The following is a 20,885-nucleotide window of genomic DNA, read 5'->3' as shown; positions in this document are numbered from 1 at the left end:
TGTGGGTGTCCTGCCCAGCGTGACTACGCCTGGAACTCAAGCTGGAGAGGCCAAAAGCCTATCTTGGCAAATGGTTACAATGTTGCTTTAGGCGTAGAGGGCAACTGGTAGTCTAGGTGGAAGTAACTGCTGCCGATGCGAGTAGGGTTCATTAGGGCTTGCCGAACCTCAGGTCAGGTAACCCCTCGGTGGAGACGCTACACATCGACGGTTCCCTATTTTGAACCATGAGCAATTCCACATCTGTCGTGGAAGAATTGCTGACCGCAATTCCCCAGCTTAGACCCAGCCTCTATTTCAAAACCTCGCTGACGGCGTTGTCCCATGCTATGGAGGATCACGTGCTGGCGGGAACTGCAAAGTTTTTGGTGATCGCCAGCTTTCAGCAGGAGCGGTTTTATCTCCAGGAGGCCAATCGCTACCTGCGGATTGCAGAACTCACTGACCAGGTCTACGTGTTGTCAGCCCTGGGCACCAGCTTTGTCAGTCGCTCGGACAACTATGAGACCATTGCCTTTGAGGCCGACGATGCCCTCACCCAGGAATGGCATCTGGTGGTGGTTGGGGAGGACTACAGCGCCTGCTTAATCTGCCGGGAGCGATCGGTACCGCCCACCGATGGTCCTCCCCTCGACCAAACCCGCCGGTTTGAAGGCGTCTGGACCCAGGATCGCTACGTTGCCCAGGCGGCGGCGGGGCTGCTGCTCGATCGCATTGTGGGGTATCGCCCCGATCTGGCCGACAAAGTTGCGATCGCCCGCCACCGCTACATCGACCCAACCCTCACCCCAACCCAGCGTCCGGACGGCAGCGGCGGCCCTGACCCCTTCACCCAGCGCCTGGTCACCTACCTGCAGGCGGGGCAGTACAAGCTGCTCAAGGCCTATAAAGCCATCACCGCCCAGGAGCGTCGCGAGCGCCTGGTCAACTCCATTACCTCGGTGGTGCGCCAGTCCCTCAATGCCGACGAAATTTTTGCCAAGGCGGCCCAGGAACTCGGCCAGGCCATGCGCGTGTGTCGCTGCCTGATCTATCCCTGCAGCGCCACCGATGCCACCGTGGTGATTGCCCATCAGCACCTGAATGGCAACGTGGGCTCCCTGCTGGGCGAAACCTGGCCCCTGGCCACCAACCCCCTGTTCGACTACGTGCAGGACACCAAAGAGACCATCGCCATTGCCGATACCCAGGCCCGCGACTCCCCTTTCCGTCAGGAACTAGAGGCGATTCAACCCCTGATTGAGCAGTGGCAGATCCAGTCCTGGCTGATTGTGCCCCTGACCTACCAGGGCAGTCTGGTGGGCCTGATCGAACTGCACCACTGCCAGCCCCAGGCCTACGAGTGGAGCGAGGACGATACGGCTCTGGTCGATGCGATCGCTGCTCAGCTCAGCGTCGCCATTATTCAGGCCGAGGCCTATGCCAACCTGCAGGACCTGAACCAGCAGCTCGAAGCTCTCGATCGCACCCGCGCCAACCTGATCGCCATCACCGGCCACGAGCTGCGCACCCCCCTCTCCACCATTCAGGTCTGCCTCGAAAGCCTGGCCACCGAGCCCGACATGCCCAACGAGCTGCGGCAAATCATGCTGCAGTCGGCCCTCGAAGACGCCGAGCGTATGCGCAAGCTGGTGCAGGACTTTCTCACCCTCTCGCGGCTGGAGAGTGGCCGGGTGGAGTGGAATCTGGAGTCGCTCTCAATCCAGGAATGCGTTGATTTAGCGCTCAGCAGCATCCACGTCAGCCAGGACGACGGCGAAAGCCCGAACATTAGCGTCAAAATTCCTAAGCAGGTGCCCCTGGTGCGGGCCGATGGCGAGTGGCTGGTCGAAGTCCTGGCCAAACTGCTCGACAATGCCCAAAAATTTACCCCTACCACCGGCAAAATTACTATTCAAGTCACCCGCTCCAGCCCCACCCACCTTCAGGTCACCGTGGCCGACACCGGGCGCGGCATTGAGCCCAGCCGTCTCAATGCCGTCTTCGACCGCTTCTACCAGGAGGAGGGAGCCCTGCGCCGCACCACCGGGGGTACCGGCCTGGGACTGGCCATGTGCCGTCAGATTGTCGAAGGGCTGGGGGGTACCATCTGGGCGGAGTCGGCGGGTAAAAACAAAGGCAGCCAGTTCCACTTCACGATTCCCATTGCCCAGGGCAAGCTGGATGGTCGCAGCAGTCGCAGCAGTCGGTCGGGCACCAAGCAGCCCGTTACCGTCCCTGGCAACCCGTCGGTACTCCTCGATGACTGAACGGATCCGTTTAGCTGGCTCATCTCATCCTACCGTTAGGATAGGGACATGGCCCGTTAGGGGCCGTAGTCGGTAGGCAGGGCAAAGGACGGGCATGGGCGATCGCCAACCACCAAAACCGACCTCCTCGTGGGCGACTCCGCTGACGGAGGCCTGGCAGCACTTGCGCGATCGCGCCAGCCAGCTGCGGCCCACCGAGCAGCTGAGCCGCTGGTTCAACGTCGATGACGACAGAGTAGCCGACATTTTAGCGGCGGTGCGCGAGCAGTTGCCCACCACCGAGGCCCTGCTGATTGGCAAACCCCAGGCGGGTAAAAGCTCTATTGTGCGGGGGCTAACCGGCGTCTCTGCCGAAATCGTCGGTCAGGGGTTTAAGCCCCATACCCAGCACACTCAGCGCTACGCCTACCCCTCCGAAGACCTGCCCCTGCTGATTTTCACCGACACTGTAGGGCTGGGCGACATTACCCAGGCCACCGATGCCATCGTGGTCGAGCTGGTGGCAGACCTCAACCGCAGTAGCAAAGCGCGCATTCTGATCTTGACGGTCAAAATTAACGACTTTGCCACCGATACCCTGCGGCAGGTCGCCCTACAGCTGCGGCAGCAGTTCCCCTCCGTGCCCTGTCTGCTGGCGGTGACCTCCGCCCACGAGGTCTACCCGCCCTCCCAAACTGACCATCCCCCCTACCCCCCCGACCTGGACGCCGTTCGTCGGCCGTTCGAGGCCATTCAGGCCAACTTTGACGGGGTCGTCGATCGCACGGTGCTGATCGACTTCACCCTCGACGAGGACGGCTTTGACCCGGTGTTTTACGGCTTAGAGGCGCTGCGCGACGCCCTGGCCGACCTGTTGCCCGAGGCGGAGTCCCAGGCGCTCTACCAGCTGCTCGACGAGCAGGCCGAGGCCGCCGAGCAGCTGGGCAACCTGTATCGGGACGTGGGCCGACACTACATTTCTGCTTTTGCGGTGATGGCCGCCACCCTGGCGGCGGTGCCCCTGCCCTTTGCCACCATGCCCGTGCTAACGGCGCTCCAGGTTTCCATGGTGGGGCTGCTGGGCAAGCTCTACGGCCAAACCCTCAGCCCCTCCCAGGCGGGCGGCCTGATCAGCGCGATCGCGGGCGGCTTCTTTGCCCAGGCCGTAGGCCGAGAGCTGATCAAGTTTATTCCCGGTTTTGGCAGCGTAATTGCCGCCTCCTGGGCCGCCGCCTACACCTGGGGACTGGGCGAAGGAGCCTGCGTCTACTTCGGTGACCTGCTGGGCGGCAAAAAACCCGACCCCGAAAAAATTCAGGCAGCCATGCAGGAAGCCTTCACCCTGGCTAAGGATCGCTTCAAGGGTGGGGGATTCGACACAACGCCTGCTTCCCCCTCAGATCCTTAGCCGCTGTGGCTAATCCACCCGGTGCTTCTCTTTCTCTCCACGCTGTTTGCGCAGCGCCGCCAGACCCATGCCTACCAGACCAGGCAGCAGTGCAGGTGTTGGAATTGCGTGAGGCTCGACTTGCACGTTAGTAACAAACATTGGTGTGCTCCCTGGCTCTGGTGGTAATAGTCCACCTGGAGCAAACAGTCTGGGGAAAACAAGGTCTACTCTAAGCTGTTCGCCAGCTGTGAACCTTGCGTAAGGCCTTTCATTTTCCTTAGATGAGAAAGGGGTAAAGCTAAATATCTTGATTGTAGGGATTTTTCCCGTATTGGGGCCTATAAATCGATAGACGTCAGTGCCCGTAGAGACGTTTGTAAATAAAGAATTCAGACTAAACGAAATGAAGTTGTCATCCAGGTCGATATCCCAAATGCCACCAAATTGCTTCAGTTCGATAGTAGGCTCGTTGCTATCAGGGTTGGGGGGAGTGACTACAACCCTCGTCGGCCCTTGCACAATAGGTATTGTTCCCTCATAAGGAATCCTTATGGACGGATTGTCAGAGTCCACGAGAAAGTTTTCGACGATTACAGGGCTACCCAACGAGAACGCCTGCGCCGAGTTGGCCCAAACTGGGCCCAGAATTAGGGCAGTACCAACTGTCAGGCCAATGCCTGCAAGTCTCTCCTTCATCTGCTTCTCCGAAACGGGGGCTTTTACTAACTACGAGAGGCAGATGCACAATCCGGGGACTCGCGGACAAACCTGGGGGAAGGACGCGGTTCATACTCCGCCCACGTTCTAACAAAAAATACGTAAACTTGCCCAAGATTGAGTCAGAAAGTTTACCAAGCCTTAATGAAACATTCAAACTTTAAAGGCGATCGCCCCTAGGGTGAAACCACCCGCCTGTGCCGCTGGCAGGAAGACATGGGCGGAATAATTCAATAGAAAGTTGCCCAGGCGTGTCCACCGATACAGAGTATTGATCGCCTTCGACTCAATCTGTAGAGAAAGACATGTCAGGAAAACTCTGTGAGCGCTGCTCTCCCAGGCGTGGATAGCCCCGGCGTTGGTGTGCCCAACCAGGCGCGACTGCTGCTCGATCTCCAGCGGGTAAACAAAATTGCCCAGCGGCTGTCGGGCTGTCTTGAAACCGAGCCCCTGGCCCGGATGGTCACCGACGGGCTGGTGCATCAGTTTGGCTGCGCCTTTGCCCGCATCTGGGTAGTGGAGCCCGATCGCGCCATGCTGCGTCTGGTGGCGTCGTCGGGGCTCTACACCCACACCAACGGCTCCTTTGCGCGGGTGCCGATGGGGGCCTACAAGGTCGGCAAAATTGCTCAAAACCGGGTGCCCTTCCTCAGCAATCGCCTGGCCGAGGAAGCCTGGGTCAAAGATCGGGACTGGGCGATCGCCAACAACATTCAGGGCTTTGCGGGCTATCCGCTGATGACAGGCGATCGCGTGATTGGCGTGCTGGCCACCTTTAGCCACAGCCCCATGGCGGCGGAGTTTCTCGAGGTGCTGCAGGTGCTCTGCATGACCGCAACCATCGCCCTCGATGCCGCCCTTCAGGTCGGTGCTCAACCGCCTGGAGCCAAGCACAACCCTATCGCCCGGCCCACCCTTTCCGATCAACTGGCCCACCTGTTGAGCACAACAACGATGGCCCTGGTGGGCACCGAAAGACCTTTGCTCGATTCTGTGAGCTGCCTTTTTTTGCGCCTGGGCGAATTGCTCAACGCGTTTCACTGCGATTATGCCCGACTGGTCTACGGCGCTACTGAGGTTACCCTGGAGGCCATTGTGGCCCTGCCCACCCCCACTGGCAGTGGGCCCGAGGCGGCCGTGGAGGACGCTCAACAGAACGACGCTAGGCCTACCGTGGCCCACTGGCGATCGCGCTGTCGCCTGCTGAGGTTCATGGCCACCTGCCTGGGAGGCAGTCTGCAAACCCAGCCCGGTCCCCAGCAGCAGCTGGTGCAGGTTCTGCTGCGGGTCCCCTACAGCAACGACACCTCCGGCGCGAAAGTGAGCATTCAGTGTCGCACAGCCCTGCTCCAGGCGGCCCTTACCGCGATGGCCTATCAAGCTGGGCTAACGGTCTGCGATGCCTCCGAGGCTGAGGCGGTAGTCATCACCGATAGCGAAACCGTGGCCAGCACCGCCGATCGCGTGCTCTGGATGCGCGTTAGCCCCTCTAGCCAGCCGTCGCCATCGGTCGCAGGCACCCTGGACTGGGGGGTAGAGGCTGACCAGCTGCGCCGGGCCGTCCATCAGGTGCAGTCAGGCCAGCCGGTCGAGGCTATCCCTTTCCCCAGTGCGCCTCAGCCCTCCCAGCGGGAGCGCGAGATCATAGCGTTGTTGGCCCAGGGACTGCGCGATCGCGACATTGCCAACCAGCTGTACATCAGCGAAAGTACAGTAAAATTCCACATCAACAACAGCCTTGCCAAGCTGCAAGCTAAAAATCGCTACCAGGCTGTCTACCAGGCCGCCGTCTATGGGTGGATTTAATTAGCGATGGCCATTAACGCCTAGAACATCTGCCGCTGGCTTTAGCCAGACCTGGGACAGCGCCATAGCCATACACCCCGGCTGTCTCAGTTCTCCCCCTCGGTGGGTACAGTAAGCCCACAACCCGCGCTCCATCGTCTCCTGAATTCAGGAGTCAAATCCTATGGATGACCTGATCAGCCTGCTCATTCAAGTCTTGATTGCGATCGCCTGCGCCTTTGCCGCCAACCTGCTCATCCCCCGCCGCGTGCCCGGCAAACTCCTGGGCTTGGTACTGATTGGCCTGGTGGGCGTCCTGGTGGGCCAATGGGTTGCGGACTACCTGCTTCAGCAGTACAACTTCACCACCCCCTGGCTGACCTGGAGCTATCAAGGGGTGCCCGTCGTGCCTTCGGTGATTGGTTCTGCCATTGTGCTCTACATTGTGACCGCATTTTTGAGCTGGGGCCGCTACGGCAACCGGTAGACCAGCCCCCTTACTAAGTTAGGCGTTGAGTTAGTCACATGCAGCTTTGCTGAACTCAGGAGCTGTAGCGCTCCTCGGCCCAGGGCTCACCCCGACGGTGGTAGCCATTGCGCTCCCAGAACCCGAGGGCAGGCTTGGCCAAAAACTCCACGCCATTGATCCACTTGGCGCTCTTCCAGGCGTAGAGGTGAGGAACTACCAGCCGCATTGGGCCGCCGTGGTCCGGGGGCAGGGGCTCCCCCTCCAGGGTGTGGGCAAAGAAGTTTTCGGGTCGGGCAAAATCCTCAAGCGTCAGGTTGGTGGTGTAGCCACCGTAGCAGTGCAGCATCACGTCTGTGGCCGCTGCGTCCACCTCCAGCTGCGCCAGCAGATCGGTGACGCGAATTCCCCGCCAGGTCACATCCAGCTTTGACCAGGTGGTAACGCAGTGAAAGTCAGCGGTAAAGTCGGTTTGGGGCAGCGCCATCATGTCCGACCAGCCGAAGGTTTTAGGCGTGGCCAGCCCGGTAATGGCCAGGGACCAGTCCGCCTGGGTGAGGTGTGGGGTATCGCCATAGGTCAGCACCGGAAAGCCCTTGGCCAGATGCTGCCCCGGCGGCACGCGATCGGCCAGTTCTGGACCTGGTTTTTGGAAATACTTGCCGGCCATAGGGTACCTTGCACGTCAGGGCACCCCCATTGTCGCCTAACTCAGATGGACCGCAAGCGTCTACAGGCAGGGTTGCGGTGCAAAGCGTAGACTCCGCAGCGGCCCAACCTAAGCGGCTAAATCTCGAATCAAGCGCTTGAGCCAGTGGCGCGATCGCACATCCACAAACGCTTTGCAGTGAGCGCATTGACGAATGCCACTTACTCCAATCCGAAGTAGATGTTTACTGTTGCAGTGAGGACAGTGATGTTGCTGAGCCATAGCGATTTGAAGAAAATCTGCATCAGCGGGCTTTACCCCTAGAGAGGCATTGGGGGACAAGCCCTGCCGATATTTATCATTGTGACGCGCTGCGCCTGGCTCTTAGAGTGCCCAGAGACAGTGTCTCAATCGTCTTTAAAGCCTAAATTTCAGCCCAAAAAAGAGCTGCACCCTGACCTGCGCCAGAGTGCAGCTAAACAAGCTGTATGGACCGGTTCTGCCTAGTCGATTTGAGGGGACGTGGCAGTAGCCAGTTCAGCCACCGTCACCCTGGGAGCAACCATAATGTGAGCGTAGAGGGGGGGGTTTTGCCCAGCTGCCAGCACTGTCGTCTGGGCGCGACTGGCCACCGCGACGGTTTTAGCATCGTAAACCTGGGTTGCCAATTTTGGATACAGGCCAATCCCGATGATGGGCACCAGTAGACAGAGGGCCACAAAGGCTTCCCGTGGCCGGATGTCTAGCATGTTGGGCACCTTGGCCACCACCTGCCCGGCATCTCCGTAGAAGATCCGCCGCAGCATCGAGAGCAGATAGATGGGGGACAGCACTACGCCAACCGCAGCGCCGATGATGATGGCGGTTTTGAAGGTTGTGCTGTAGACGTCGCTGGTGGCCATACCCAGAAATACTGCGATTTCGCTGACAAAACCGCTCATGCCGGGTAGGGCCAGCGAGCCCATGGCAGCCGCTGTAAAGAAGGCAAAGGTAGTTGGCATTTTGCGAGCCATTCCACCCATGACGTCCATGTCGAGGGTGTGAGTGCGTTCGTAGGTCACCCCAGACAGGAAGAACATGACCGCCGCAATCATGCCGTGGGAGATCATCTGCAGCATGGCTCCGCTCATGCCCAGGGTGGTGAATGCCGAGCAGCCAATCAGCACAAATCCCATGTGGGCCACCGAGGAATAGGCCATGCGACGCTTCAGGTTGTCCTGACCGAAGGCCGTCATTGAGGCGTAGATGACGTTGACCACGCCCAGAATGGCCAGGAATGGCGCAAAGTAGAGGTGAGCATCGGGCAGCATCTCAATGTTCATGCGGATGAGGCCATAGCCCGCCATCTTGAGCAACACCCCTGCCAAAATCATTGACACGGCCGCAGGTGCCTCACTATGGGCATCGGGCAACCAGGTGTGCAGCGGAAAGATGGGCAGCTTGACCGCAAAGGCCACCAGAAACGCCGCGTATACCAGCAGCTGGAAGGTCAGCGAATAATCTTTCTGGGCTAACTCCGTCAGGTTGAAGGTGACGGTGTCGCCGTAGAAGGCCATGGCCAGAGCCCCGACCAGAATAAAGATAGAGCCGATCGCGGTGTAGAGAATAAATTTAGTAGCGGCATATAGACGCTTCTGACCGCCCCAGATGGAGATCAGGAGGTACACAGGCACCAGTTCCAGTTCCCACATCAGGAAGAACATGACCAGGTCCTGGGCCAGAAATACCCCAACCTGAGCGCTGTACATCACCAGCAATAGGCTGAAGTAGAGGCGGGGCCGTTTGGTGACGTTCCAGGAGGCCAGAATTGCCAGAGTGGTGACCAGGCCGCTGAGCACAACCAGGGGCATGGCCAAACCATCGGCCCCCAGGGACCAGGTGAGACCCACCTGGGGTACCCAGCTATACTGCTCAACCAGCTGTAGACCAGGCTGATTGAGGTCGTAGAAGTTGGCAAAGGTGTAGAGAATTAAAGAAAATTCGATGAAGCCAATCCCCAGGGCGTACCAGCGCAGGGTTTGCCCATTGCGGTTGGGCAGCACCGGTATGGGCAGGATGGCCAGCAGCGGCAGGATAACTAGGGTCGTCAGCCACGGAAATTGCTCGGTCAGCATGAGAATTTGCGTGAGTATATAGAACAAAACAGCCAGCGCATTGAGGTTCCGGTTTGAGTGTCTGACACGAAGCGGACATATACCCTGGAGGGGCCATCGGTAAAATGGCTGACCTCTGCTGTTCGCGGCGGCCTACCCTAGGCGAGAAGGTCGGAGGATTTCAGCGCACAAGTCGTTGCCCAAAAGCACGACGGAGGAACCGGAGTGAAAGATGGATAGAGAGATATACCTATCTTTGCGCTCGTTTCCAGTATAGGAAACTTAATAAACATTTGATACGTAATTTCCGGTAAAGATAACGAGAACTTTTCGCTAAAAGACCCAAAACCGTTGCTATACAACGGTTTTGGGTCAAAAATCATTTAATTAAATAAAAGTGATTACTCACATTTAGAGATGTCAATAGTGTGAAATGCCTAATTTGCTAGCGCCGGGAGCCTTCCGGCGCTACGATCGCCCGCTGGTAAGGGGTGTGACAATTAGGCAACCGTTTCCAGTCGCCCTCCCCGGGTCTCTAGAGCCAGGGCCAGGGCGGTAACGCTTTGCCCCTCCCTTTGCCAGGCAGTGGTCATCCCCTCAGCGACCGCTGGAGCTGCCGTCGCTGGGGCCAGGGCCAGCAGCGTTGGCCCCGCTCCACTGATCACCAGGCCGTAGGCCCCTGCGGCGATCGCCCCCTCGGCCACGGCAGCGTAGCCGGGAATCAGGGTTTGCCGGTAGGGCTGGTGGATCCGATCCGCTAGGGCCACCCGCAGCCAGTCGCCGTTGCCGCTCTCCAGACCGCGCAGCAGCAGCCCCAGGTGGGCGGTATTAAAGATCGCATCGGTGCGGCTGTAGGTGGCGGGCAGCACCCGGCGGGCCTCGGCGGTGGACAGCTCAAAGTCCGGGATGGCCACCACGGGCACCACGTCGCTGTGCCAGGGAATCGGGCAGAGGGTGGCGGAACCGTCCTCCCCGGCTACCGCCAGTTGGCAGCCCCCCACCAGGGCGGGCACCACGTTGTCGGGGTGGCCTTCGATCGCGATCGCCAGTTCTGCCAATGCCGCTTGGTTCAATGGTTCGTCACAGAGCCCATTGGCCCCCAGCAGCCCGCCGACTATGGCGGTGGAGGAACTGCCCAGCCCCCGGGCCAGGGGTAAATCTAAGTCAATGGCGATCGCCACTGCCGGTACCACCAGTTCTCGACTGCGGAAGTAGTGAGCAAAGGCTTTGTAGGCCAAATTGGAGCTGTCTGTGACTACCCGCTCCGCCTCTTTCCCCTGCACAGTAATCGTGACCGTCCCTGCAGCCTGGTCGAGGGGTGTGAATTTAAAGTGATTGTAGAGGGTCAATGCCGCTCCCAAGCAGTCGAAGCCGGGGCCAATGTTGGCAGTGGTCGCTGGGACAGTTACCAAAATGGATCGAGACACCGCCACACCTCCGGCAGACAAGGGACAATCAGGTCAAGGATAGTAGCACCTTTGGGGGTGCGGGTGATCCGGGCCGGGGCAGTGGTGACTTGCCTGCGGATTCGCTACGGTTAAGGGGCATGGCAACGACACAGCAGAACTGGGGGGGAAGCAATGACACGGATGAAACGGTGGATGCAAGTCGGCTCGGCGGTGACGGTAGGGACTGTAGCGGCGACAGCGATCGCCCCTGCCTGGGCTAACCCAGGTCCCGCCGACCCCGCGATCGCGATTCCCGCCGCCCAGGCCCAGGCCGCCCCGCCCCAGCGGGTGCTGCCCTTCACCGATGTCTCCCCCGACCACTGGGCCTACGAGGCGTTGCTCAACCTGGCTGGCACCTACGGCTGCATCAGCGGCTACCCTGACGGCACCTTTCGCGGTGAAAACGCCGTCACCCGGTTTGAGTTTGCGGCGGGCATGGACTCCTGCCTGAGTGTAGTGGCGGGTATGGCGGCCCAGCAGGCGGAAGCGCGCGATCGCGAGGTCCAGTCCCTGATCCAGTCCATGGAACAATCCCTAAGCGAACTCCGCCAACTCGAATCCGACCTGCCGGAACTGCCCTAGGGCCAGAAAGAACTCCGAGTTCTGGTGCGTAAGCCAGCCAGTCTGGGGCCACCAGGAAAACTCAAACTCGGAGTTCTGCGAGAAAGGTTTTGCAGGCTAGAAATCTGCCCTGGCGGCGATCGCCCCCGTCACCCGCTCCAGCACCTCCGCCACCGGTAGCGCCCCCAGTTCCCCCTGGGCCCGGGTGCGAATACTGAGGGCATTATCCTCTAGTTCTTTTGCCCCCACCACCGCCATGATCGGCACCTTGGCCTTTTCGGCATTGCGGACCATCTTACCGAGGCGATCGCCGCTGGCGTCCACCTCCACCCGCACGCCCTGGGTCAAAAGCTGGTCAGCCACCGACTGAGCATAGCCCAGCTGCTCCTCGGTGACCGGCAGCAGCCGCATTTGCACCGGAGCCAGCCACAGCGGGAAGTCCCCGGCGTACTCCTCGATCAAAATGCCGATCAGTCGCTCCAGGGAGCCAAAGGGGGCGCGGTGAATCATCACCGGGCGCTGGCGCGAGCCATCCTCGGCCACATACTCCAGGTCAAAGCGCTCCGGCAGGTTGTAGTCCACCTGCACCGTGCCCAGCTGCCACTCGCGCTCCAGGGCATCGCGGAAGATAAAGTCCAGCTTCGGGCCATAGAAGGCCGCCTCACCGGGGGCTTCAAAGTACTCCATACCCAGGGTCTGCACCGCTCGACGAATCGCATTCTGGGAGGCCTCCCACACCGCGTCGCCGCCGATGTATTTGGTGGACTCCGGGTCGCGGAAGCTGAGGCGGGCTTTAAAGTTCTTCAGCTTCAGGCTGCGGAACACGGTGAGGATCAGATCCACCACCTTGAGAAACTCATCGTCGAGCTGCTCCGGGCGCACAAACAGGTGGGAGTCATCCACCGTAAAGCCCCGCACTCGGGTCAGCCCCCCCAGTTCCCCGGACTGCTCGTAGCGGTAGACCGTGCCAAACTCCGCCAGTCGCAGGGGTAGCTCCCGGTAGGAGCGCAGCTCACTCTTATAGATTTGGATGTGGAAGGGGCAATTCATCGGCTTCATGACAAACCCTTCTTCGGCGGAGCGGGCGTCATCATCGTCCGCCATCAACGGGAACATGTCCTCCCGGTAGTTTTGCCAGTGGCCCGAGGTCTTAAATAGATCCACCCTGGCAATGTGAGGAGTCACAACCCCCAGATAACCCCGCTTGGTCTGCTCTTCCTTGAGGAAGGTTTCTAGCGTAGAGCGCAGCACCGTCCCCTTCGGGGTCCAGAGGGGCAGTCCCGGCCCCACATCGTCAGCAAAGATAAATAGCCCCAGTTCCCGGCCCAGCTTGCGGTGGTCGCGGCGCTTGGCCTCCTCGCGGCGGCGCTTATACTCCTGGAGCTGCTCTGGCGTTTCCCAGGCGGTGCCGTAAATGCGCTGGAGTTGCGCCCGTTTCTCGTCGCCGCGCCAGTAGGCCCCGGCCACACTCTCCAGTTCAAAGGCCTTGGGGTTGAGGTCAGCGGTACTGGCCACGTGGGGGCCAGCGCACAGGTCCCACCACTGGTCGCCCAGGTGGTAGAGGGTAATGGGCTCTTGCAGGTCTTGCAAAATCTCCAGCTTGTAGGGCTCCCCCAGGGCCTCAATGCGCTGCTGGGCCTCCGCCCGGCTCACGGTTTCCTGCGTGACCGGCAGCTTTTTGTTGATGATCTTGATCATCTCCTTTTTAATCGCCTTCAGATCTTGCTCCGTGAAGGGCTCCGGGCTGTCGAAGTCGTAGTAAAAGCCGTAGTCAATCCAGGGACCAATGGTGACTTGCGCCTTGGGAAACAGGTTCTGCACCGCCATCGCCATCACATGGGAAAAGGTGTGGCGAATGCGTTTCAACGCCTCTGACTCGCTGGTGCGAGGTAGGGCAACGGGCGCAGTGGGCTGAGGGGCAGACAGGTCAGTTTGAGCCATTGGTCAACGCTGAAGGCAAAAAGGTTTGACCTCTAGTTTAGCGACTATTGGCTCAACCCAAGATTGGGCTAGCGCTGGAGAGTACGGTAATCTGCCCTTCGATAGGGGAAATACCCCACTCAGTTTGCCCCTCGCTTAGGTACACTAGAGAGGCAACGGCCCGGTGTAAGTGATCTGCGGCTGTTGTCAACAGGATAAGTTTTAGACAAGAATTGCGCTTTTGCCGTCTTGTGCTATGCTGTGTTCCTGAATCCAGGGTTAATGCCTGCGCAAGTTTCAAGGGTGTGCAGCTTCTCCCGATTCAACGTTCTGAAGAGCTTTTTAAATCGAAAATATGACTGAAGCAATCGCCGACTTAGTTGTCGCTCACCCCATGGTGAAATTTCAGCGCCAAGTTGAGTCTTTAGTTAAGAAGTCCAAAGTTGTTCGCCCCAGCGACCCAATCTGGAAAATTGCCTTTCTCTTTGGCGATGACTGGGCCCATTGGAAGCAAGAACTGGAAGAATTCGACTTTTCGACCCAAGATCCGATTCAAGACCTGCTGGCGGTACAGTCCTGGGAAGAAGACTAGGGCAGGGGGCGGAATACTCTGGGCAGTATTGGAATGCCCAGGGAGTCATGTCCTTGCCGTGACTTATCAACCTCTGAGGTCATGCCACCTACGGTGGCTGCAATCCATCCGATTCCAGGCAGCTCCTCAGTTAACAGCTCCTTAGTTAACTTGTAATAGTTGACAGGTCGGGCTGTAGCTTAATCCGGACAAGAATGGTCGTGATGTTGTCATGGCCATTTTTTTCGTTAGCCAGATCGATTAGCTGAGCTACTCCATCGGACAGGTTGGCCTTGGCGCTCAACAGTCCCGCAAGGTGGGAACTGGTGTGGCGCTCAAGCAAATCGTTGTCGCTCAGCCCGTCGGAGCACAACACCAGCAGCGTGTCTTCGGTAATCTCGTGGTATGCAATGCTGGGTACCAGGTCTTCCTTACCCCGAGGGCCGAGGGCCTGGGTCAGTTGATAGGCATCAGGGCGAGCATAGGCGAGGGCTGGCTCTACCCCGCGGTTAATTTCGCGCTGCCCCACCTCGTGATCTAGGGTGAGCTGCCGCAACCCCAGACGTTTGCTGTAGCCGTAAAGGCGACTATCGCCGACATGCACAACAGCGACAGAGAGGTTGTGGACCAGCACCATGACCAGGGTAGTCCCCATGCGACCGACGCCGGATGTAGCGTTGGACTGATTGATGTCAAAGATGGCCTGGTTGGCTGTGACTACCGCCTGGGTCAGTGTGTCGTGGTCGGGCAGGCGATCGCCCCCCCAGTGCTGGGTCAGGTACTCCCGCAGGGTGCGTACCGCCAGCTGGCTAGCCACTTCTCCAGAGGCATGTCCGCCCATGCCATCGCAGAGAATATAGAGTCCCTTCGCCCTCAGAATAGTGCCCTGGGGACCGCTGACCCGGTGTAGCTGGGTCTGGGTGAAAAACCAGTCTTCGTTGTGGTGACGCTGCTGACCCACGTGGCTTTGACCGGCGTCGTCAAGGAGAGCCAGTTTCATCGGCAGCACCATGGTGGGCGCTTCGATGGGGCCGTTGCCGTCGTCGTCGGTCAGTTCCTGGGTGTCAAAGGCCGCGTCAACCTCCAGGTCAAAAGGATCGATCGCGGCTTCTTTGGCGATCGCGCGATCAGTTTCTTTGATCAGGAGATCAACACCGATGTCGCTGGTGCTGTCAGTGTCGTTATACTCGTCAACCCAGGCGGGCATTCCCCCTTCGACCCCAGGCATGGAGTAGTCTTGGGCCGCTTCGGCCAGGGTCGCCTGCATCTGCTCAACATCGGTGATTGTTCCTTCCACCAGGCCGTCCACCAGGGTTTGCACCTGAAGTGGTAGTTCGGTTTGGCCGCTGATTAGCAGAGTTTGCCACATCCGTCCCAGAGCCTGGAGCGGCAGCGGCGACGAAGACTCCGCAGCGTCGATTTCAGTCAGGCAGATCAGGCTATTTTCGTTGAGAGTCAATCGCTGGGGATTGAGCAGTGTGGCCTGCCCCTGCCATGGGGCCAAAGCCTGCCACAGCAGCGTCGTTTCAAACAGCCACTGGAGGTGCTGAAGCGGGTCGTCAATTGCTATCCACCCCGTCGAGAAGGGCAGCCAGATGGCGCGATCTTCGATCAGCAGCAGCGTGCGCTCGGGGGTTTGCCAGGCGTGGTGCAGCTCGGGAATGGCCGGAAAATAATCGGCCTGAAGCGCCAGATAGGGATAGGCCGCAGGGGGGACTCCCACCGCCAGGGGATGAACTGTGGGATCGAGGGTGGGGTTTTCGAGCCAGGCCGCCTGCAGGTCTTGGAGGGGGGAGTCAGCCTCGGGTTGGCAATCGATGACAACCCAGGGGGTGGAACTGGCTGCCCCTAGAGCCGCAGAGGGGTTTGTGAGTCGGTAGCGGCGATCGCTGTCGAGGTACTTATCATCGTAGAGATCGGCAAGACCAAGGGCTGGCGCCCCGGGGGCGGGAATATCAATCACCCGCCACCGTTCAAGGGGCTGGCCACACTGTTCGCAGGACCGCTGTGAATCGGGGTTTTCAAACTCACAAAAGGGGCAGGTTAACATCCTAGCGACGATCCAAAATGAGGCCAGTCAGCCAGCCCACAGGGATATTCCCTCCATCAAAAACCCGAAATTCGACCATTTCGGTAGGGCTAGAACAGGCGGTTAGACAACATATACAAATACACCCTACTGGCCAAACGGCATGGGTACAGCATGTTAAGTATGACATGGGTAAAGCCCAAAGCTGCCCTATTGCAAGCTCATGGTAACTTACTGCCTCTACCCTAACCTGCTTCACCATCGATTCTTGACCTGCTCTCAGCCAGACTGCGTAGGCAGCTTTCTGATAATCAGCTTCTACCGCTTTTAAGGCGCAGCAGTCGCTGCCGCTCCTGGGTTGTAGCCGAGCGCCACTGGCCTGGCTCCAGGGTACCCAGCTGCAGGTGGGCGATCGCCACGCGCACCAGACGCAACGTCGGATGTCCTACCGCCGCAGTCATGCGCCGGACCTGACGGTTTTTGCCCTCCCGCAGGGTCATCTCCAGCCAGGCGGTGGGAATGCTTTGGCGAACGCGAATAGGCGGGTTTCGCGGTGGCAGGGCTGGGTCTGTCGTCAGCAGTTGCACCTGGCAGGGTCGGGTGCGATATCCCTGAATAGTGACCCCGCCTCGCAGGTGATCCAGGGCAGCAGCGGGCGGTGTCTGCTCGACCTGAACCCAGTAGGTGCGCGGGTGAGCAAAGCGTGGATCGCTCAGCCGATGCTGTACCTGACGGTCGTTGGTCAGCAGCATCAGGCCTTCGCTGTCGCGATCGAGGCGTCCTACCGGGTAGACCTCCGCGACGGGAATAAAGTCTTTGAGAGTGGGGCGAGGCTCAGCAGCGGTGGCAGGGGGAGTACTCCCCTGACTGAACTGACTGAGCACGTTGTAGGGCTTATAGAAAAGGATGTACTGGTATGCCACGGCGTTAGCTCCGGGCGGCCAAGGGGCTGTGCCCGATGAAATTGATCACACACCCTAAGAGTTGCAATGAAATGTTGCAGCTCTTGTGGAAATGTTGAGAAACCACAGCGGTCAGGGTGAGACCGATATGCTGAACTCTATAGGACTGATCGTGGCAGGACAACACCATGGAATTCGGGAATAAGTATCGCTTCTCTTGCACCCTCACCTTCGGCGACATCTATGGCCAAATTATTGCCTGGCTGGTGATTTTGTTTATCAGCCTGGCGGCATCCCTGGCGCTGATGGGGGCGCGGCAGCCCGTGGTTGCCCTGGCTGCCGTTGGACTGATTTTGGTGCTGTCGCTGCCGTTTTTGCTGTTTGCCTTTGTCACCACGCTGTTCAACCACATAGAGTTTGAGCCGGTCGAGGTCAGTCAGTCCTCCCCTAACCGGCCCGAAAGAACGGTTAGCTCCACCTCTCCGGCTCGGGCGTAGGCCGCCTACTCCGCTGGGGCAGGTGCTGGTTCGACAAGGCCTGCCCCGCCGTCGCTGCCTTCTGGGACTGCCTGGCCCTGGGTAGACATTAGCTCAATTTGATCTTTGAATTGGGCGGGAGCCAGCGCCGTAGCCTGGGCAAAGAGGGCCTGGGACGTATCGACATCCCCCTGATCTTGAAGCACCAGTGCCTTGGCCAGCACCGGACGAAAGTCCTCCGGTGCCGCTTCAATGGTTTCGTCATAGAGGGCAATGGCCTGATCGGGGCGGTTGACCTCTACATGTACCTGGGCCAGCAGCAGCTTCACCGATGTGACGTCAATTCCCGCGGCTCCGCCCTCCGCCTCCAGCCGATCGGCGGTTCTGAGGGTGTCTTGCAGCAGGCCAATGGCGGCTTGGGGACGCTCCTGCTGCACCAGCAGCACGGTCAGCCCCTGCAGTGCGTTCATGTTGCCGGGCTGCTGATCGAGCACCTGCCGATAGGTTTGGGCGGCTCCTTCTAAATCGCCCAGCTGCTGCTTGGTTTGGGCCAGCAGTACGGCATAGTCGGGCACTCCAGGGTTGAGCTCGACCAGTTTTTCTAGAGGGCCAACCACGCCGTTGATATCGCCTAGCTGAATGCGCGTATCCACCAGGCCCTGGAGGGCGGTCTGGTTTTCGGGTTCGCGCTCCAGCACCAGTTCGTAGCCTCTGGCCTGGGCCTCAAGTTCCGCCTGCATGGCAGCGGGGTCAGCCGGTGGGCTGGCATCGGGTGTACTGCCGGCCCGGCGGTTGTCGTTGCTGCCCAGGATTGGTAGCAACGACAGCGACAAGAAGGCGGCCAGGGCCAGCGTCAAGACAGTACCAACGAGCCAACGATTGCGGTTTGCGGTCACGGGTTTACCTCATCAGGGAGCGGCAGGAGCGCGATACCCACCAGAGGGCGATCGCGCGGGTTCAACGGTGCTTCAGGTAAATGATTCTAGCGCTTCGGCCCCAAGCCGGGTTTGGCCTGGGACGAGCCAGGGGCAGAACCAGGGTTACAGTAGCAAAGAAGTTGCCAAAAAGCTCAGAAACAATACGGATTGCTAACCGTCTGCGTTGGAAAATGAGAATAGTCGCTTAAGCCGCTGTGGTTAGCCCTGAGGAACCCGACTTTTGGCCGTATTTGGTCAGACCGTAAAGTCCTCAGTAGGTTGCGTAAACCGCTTAAATATTTGCCCCACCCATGTATATGAGAAGGCGAATGTTACGCTAGGCTTACAGGCTAAGTCATGCGCAAAGTACCGTTGCGCGGGGTGGCTAGTTGATGTTGAGAGGGAGATCGGTGGTGTCATGGGTTCTACAGAGCAGGACGCTTTTAAAAGCGACGTTAACGCTAAGAATGGCATCGATAAAAATGGCATCGACCAGGGGACGACATCGGCTGCAGACCGGCCATCGCTAATGTCTCCTCCCCAGCGCCCGGTGCGTCCGGTACGCCCCGCCGGGGCCCCAGAGAAGCCCGCTACCGCCAGCGTCAAAGCCCCAGCCAAGGCCTCTGCCGCCCCAGCGGCCAGTGCAGTGGCGGTGGTGGAGCCCCCCGCCCCAGACCCTGAGGCCTACCGCTATCAGCCCATTGCTCCCCCCAGCGAGCCCATGCAGTACCGGGCCATTGGCCTGGTGCGGGGTACCTACGAGCCCAGCGAGGCCGACCAGCTCAACCGGGGCAACCTCACCACGGAAGACGGCCACGTAATTGATGCAGTGCTGCTGGGCCGCATCACCAGCCTGGTGAAGAAACACATCGATCTCTCCGCTCCCCACCTGTGGGTGGTCTATCCTCGCACCCGCCGCGAACTAGACAACGACGACCAGGATTTGCACCTGCAAATTGTCGGGGTTTGGGAGCCTGAAACTCTGGGTTTGCCAGGGGAAGCTCCCGCCAGCGACGATGGCGATACGGACGCCGACCAAGCCGATCCTGGCGAAAAACCAGATCTGAAAGATCTGCCCCCTGTGGACGACAATTTCTTCTCCATTCGCGGCGAGGTGGTGAAGTATACCCCCGAGGACCAGTGTATTGCGGTCAAAATTTTGCAGGGGGTAAAGCGTACCCCAGGCTCGTCCAAGCCTTTCAAGCTCCTGCTTCACGGCACCATTGAAGGTCGTACCGTCGGGTACTTTTGGGATTTTAAGGTCAGGCGCGAAGCCAAGGTGCTGGTGCTGAGCGAGGCGACGATGGTGGGCATTGTGCCACCCAAAAAGCGCGCCAAGGGCAGCGGTGGCGGTGGCCCTCGGCGGGGCAAGCCGGGTATGCGCGGTGGCCCGGGCGGCAGCAGACCGCCTATGCCCAGCCGTCGTCCTACGGGGAGTAAAGGCAGCGATGCCAGTGCGGACCGGACGGCGAGTCGCCCCAAAAAGCGGGAGGAAAACCGCGATAGCAGCGCTGAACCGTCGAGCTAAAGCCGATCGCAGCTCCTATTTCCCCTGAGCGTCCTGGGGTAAAAACGCGCGATCGCGAGGCAGGGCGGCCACCGGAGCCGCCAGCTCAAACTGGCCTGCTTCAATCCAACTCTTGAGTTCGTTGGCCACCTGGCGAGCCAGGTAAACGCTGGCCAGGGGGGCTGTGCGCACGGATTGCCCCTCAATGGTGATGCTGCCTGACTTGAGCTGCGCGTAGCTAACCAGGCCAAAGGTGGGCCGTACCCGCCGGGGAATCGAGAAATCCATCACCGGAGCCACAATGTCGGCATCCTGGACTGCGCAGTAGGCCGCCACCCGCTCGTTGAGGATGGGAATGGGCACTCCCACCCCCAGCATGAGCGAGGGGCCGTAGCCCTTGAAGTAGCAGCCCCGCACCCACTCAGGGCGCATCTGCTTGGCGTCGCCAATGAGCGCCAGGGTGGCGGCGGGGCCAATCGGGGTGCGGTTGGGCAGCCGTCGCTGCAGCGGAAAGTGCTGGGTACCTTCCCAGGCCACGTAGCCCACCCCGCCGCCAAAGAAAATCCGGCTCCCAATGCCAATCGCCTCCAGATCTGGGTCATTCAGCAGGGGGGACAGCGCCCCTGGATTGGCGTAGACCGCATTGCCCAGACGCGGCTGGAGCGGCCCCAGGTAGGTGGAGAGGGTGCGATCGCCCCCATTGACGCCCACAATGAAGTTTTGATATAGCCCGCGGGGGCTAAACAGGTAGAACTGGTTGATGCTGTCGCGGGTAATGGTGGTTTCGAGGGCGGTGCGCGGATAGCAGTCGGTACTGTGGCCCGTAGCCTGAAGCGGAACGCTGCGCCCCGCGACCAGATCGGCAATCACATGGCCGCCGCCGTGCTCGCGCACGACGTCGGGGTCGCCCAAATCGGTCCCACCGCGTCCGGCTACGGCGGGCTGACTGGCCCCTAGGCACACATCCACTGCCCCAAAGCCAGCGTAGGCAGGCACTCCATCCAGGTAGCACTCCAGCAGCTTGATCGGTGGGTCGGTGTGCCCCAGGTTGAGCATGGCACCCGACGACTCCATGGGTTCAAAGGTGCCGGTCACCACTACATCTACGGCCTGGGCAGCGGCGGCAACGCCCTGCTCTTTGGCATGGGCCTTGAAGGCTTCAGCAGTCTGTACCACCACCGTGCCCTGGCGAATTTTGTCATTGATGCCGTCGATGGTGCGCATGG

At 59.8% G+C, this 20,885-nt stretch carries 18 protein-coding genes; 8 read left to right on the top strand and 10 right to left on the bottom strand.

What is annotated here, in order from left to right:
• Nucleotides 1-227: 227 nt before the first annotated feature.
• Together NF78_RS13800 and NF78_RS13795 are read left to right on the top strand one after the other, a co-directional pair.
• Entirely contained in the window at nucleotides 228-2,249 is a 2,022-nt protein-coding gene (locus NF78_RS13800; RefSeq protein ID WP_072016075.1) for a DICT sensory domain-containing protein, read from the top strand.
• 94 nt (nucleotides 2,250-2,343) lie between these two features.
• The gene (locus NF78_RS13795; protein ID WP_035987220.1) at nucleotides 2,344-3,636 is read left to right on the top strand and encodes a GTPase family protein; all 1,293 of its coding nucleotides are present in this window, start codon (nucleotides 2,344-2,346) and stop codon (nucleotides 3,634-3,636) included.
• Between the two features lie 9 nt (nucleotides 3,637-3,645).
• On the opposite strand, the gene NF78_RS13790 is transcribed toward NF78_RS13795, so the two are convergent.
• Nucleotides 3,646-4,314, bottom strand: a complete 669-nt coding sequence (locus NF78_RS13790; RefSeq protein WP_035987217.1) for a PTPA-CTERM sorting domain-containing protein — start codon at nucleotides 4,312-4,314, stop codon at nucleotides 3,646-3,648.
• A 342-nt stretch (nucleotides 4,315-4,656) separates the two neighbouring features.
• Between NF78_RS13790 and NF78_RS13785 the strand changes: the two genes are divergently transcribed.
• Complete coding sequence (locus NF78_RS13785) at nucleotides 4,657-6,141, top strand: LuxR C-terminal-related transcriptional regulator (RefSeq protein ID WP_225885295.1); 1,485 nt, start codon at nucleotides 4,657-4,659, stop codon at nucleotides 6,139-6,141.
• A gap of 163 nt (nucleotides 6,142-6,304) precedes the next feature.
• Nucleotides 6,305-6,607 carry a hypothetical protein gene (locus NF78_RS13780; RefSeq protein ID WP_035987213.1) on the top strand — a complete coding sequence of 101 codons (303 nt, stop codon included), beginning with the start codon at nucleotides 6,305-6,307 and terminating at the stop codon, nucleotides 6,605-6,607.
• A 55-nt stretch (nucleotides 6,608-6,662) separates the two neighbouring features.
• Here the strand turns inward: NF78_RS13780 and NF78_RS13775 are convergent, their stop codons facing one another.
• The 4 genes from NF78_RS13775 to thrB all read right to left on the bottom strand — a co-directional run bounded on the left by NF78_RS13775 (nucleotide 6,663) and on the right by thrB (nucleotide 10,755).
• Nucleotides 6,663-7,256: a sulfite oxidase-like oxidoreductase gene (locus NF78_RS13775; protein ID WP_035987211.1), complete on the bottom strand. Its 594-nt coding sequence runs from the start codon at nucleotides 7,254-7,256 to the stop codon at nucleotides 6,663-6,665.
• A gap of 108 nt (nucleotides 7,257-7,364) precedes the next feature.
• Nucleotides 7,365-7,517 (bottom strand): hypothetical protein, encoded by a 153-nt coding sequence (locus tag NF78_RS33470; protein ID WP_156119762.1) that lies wholly within the window; start codon nucleotides 7,515-7,517, stop codon nucleotides 7,365-7,367.
• A 221-nt stretch (nucleotides 7,518-7,738) separates the two neighbouring features.
• Nucleotides 7,739-9,349 carry an NAD(P)H-quinone oxidoreductase subunit 4 gene (locus NF78_RS13770; protein WP_035987209.1) on the bottom strand — a complete coding sequence of 537 codons (1,611 nt, stop codon included), beginning with the start codon at nucleotides 9,347-9,349 and terminating at the stop codon, nucleotides 7,739-7,741.
• Nucleotides 9,350-9,828: 479 nt separating this feature from the next.
• A complete protein-coding gene (thrB, locus tag NF78_RS13765) occupies nucleotides 9,829-10,755 on the bottom strand; it encodes a homoserine kinase (protein WP_197064834.1) in 927 nt (308 codons plus the stop codon).
• A 162-nt stretch (nucleotides 10,756-10,917) separates the two neighbouring features.
• On the opposite strand from thrB, the gene NF78_RS32965 reads away from it, so the two are divergent.
• A complete protein-coding gene (locus tag NF78_RS32965; RefSeq protein WP_263970598.1) occupies nucleotides 10,918-11,358 on the top strand; it encodes an S-layer homology domain-containing protein in 441 nt (146 codons plus the stop codon).
• A gap of 96 nt (nucleotides 11,359-11,454) precedes the next feature.
• Here NF78_RS32965 and thrS read toward each other — a convergent pair whose 3' ends face one another.
• Nucleotides 11,455-13,278: a threonine--tRNA ligase gene (gene thrS / locus NF78_RS13755; RefSeq protein ID WP_035987202.1), complete on the bottom strand. Its 1,824-nt coding sequence runs from the start codon at nucleotides 13,276-13,278 to the stop codon at nucleotides 11,455-11,457.
• Between the two features lie 334 nt (nucleotides 13,279-13,612).
• Between thrS and NF78_RS13750 the strand changes: the two genes are divergently transcribed.
• The gene (locus NF78_RS13750; RefSeq protein ID WP_035987200.1) at nucleotides 13,613-13,849 is read left to right on the top strand and encodes a DUF4327 family protein; all 237 of its coding nucleotides are present in this window, start codon (nucleotides 13,613-13,615) and stop codon (nucleotides 13,847-13,849) included.
• Between the two features lie 145 nt (nucleotides 13,850-13,994).
• Here the strand turns inward: NF78_RS13750 and NF78_RS13745 are convergent, their stop codons facing one another.
• Both NF78_RS13745 and NF78_RS13740 read right to left on the bottom strand, forming a co-directional pair.
• Nucleotides 13,995-15,878, bottom strand: a complete 1,884-nt coding sequence (locus tag NF78_RS13745) for a serine/threonine phosphatase (RefSeq protein ID WP_035987199.1) — start codon at nucleotides 15,876-15,878, stop codon at nucleotides 13,995-13,997.
• Nucleotides 15,879-16,168: 290 nt separating this feature from the next.
• Nucleotides 16,169-16,780: a pseudouridine synthase gene (locus NF78_RS13740; protein WP_035987197.1), complete on the bottom strand. Its 612-nt coding sequence runs from the start codon at nucleotides 16,778-16,780 to the stop codon at nucleotides 16,169-16,171.
• A gap of 167 nt (nucleotides 16,781-16,947) precedes the next feature.
• Between NF78_RS13740 and NF78_RS13735 the strand changes: the two genes are divergently transcribed.
• Nucleotides 16,948-17,256, top strand: a complete 309-nt coding sequence (locus NF78_RS13735; RefSeq protein ID WP_035987195.1) for a hypothetical protein — start codon at nucleotides 16,948-16,950, stop codon at nucleotides 17,254-17,256.
• Between the two features lie 5 nt (nucleotides 17,257-17,261).
• Here the strand turns inward: NF78_RS13735 and NF78_RS13730 are convergent, their stop codons facing one another.
• Entirely contained in the window at nucleotides 17,262-18,131 is an 870-nt protein-coding gene (locus NF78_RS13730) for a tetratricopeptide repeat protein (RefSeq protein ID WP_035987193.1), read from the bottom strand.
• A 550-nt stretch (nucleotides 18,132-18,681) separates the two neighbouring features.
• On the opposite strand from NF78_RS13730, the gene NF78_RS13725 reads away from it, so the two are divergent.
• Entirely contained in the window at nucleotides 18,682-19,680 is a 999-nt protein-coding gene (locus NF78_RS13725) for a hypothetical protein (protein WP_052050392.1), read from the top strand.
• A 15-nt stretch (nucleotides 19,681-19,695) separates the two neighbouring features.
• On the opposite strand, the gene NF78_RS13720 is transcribed toward NF78_RS13725, so the two are convergent.
• The gene (locus NF78_RS13720; RefSeq protein WP_035987191.1) at nucleotides 19,696-20,883 is read right to left on the bottom strand and encodes a homocysteine biosynthesis protein; all 1,188 of its coding nucleotides are present in this window, start codon (nucleotides 20,881-20,883) and stop codon (nucleotides 19,696-19,698) included.
• Between the last annotated feature and the right edge of the window lie 2 nt (nucleotides 20,884-20,885).

Source organism: Leptolyngbya sp. KIOST-1 (genome assembly GCF_000763385.1).
GTDB lineage: Bacteria > Cyanobacteriota > Cyanobacteriia > Phormidesmidales > Phormidesmidaceae > Nodosilinea.
This window is presented reverse-complemented; position numbering and strand designations above follow the sequence as displayed.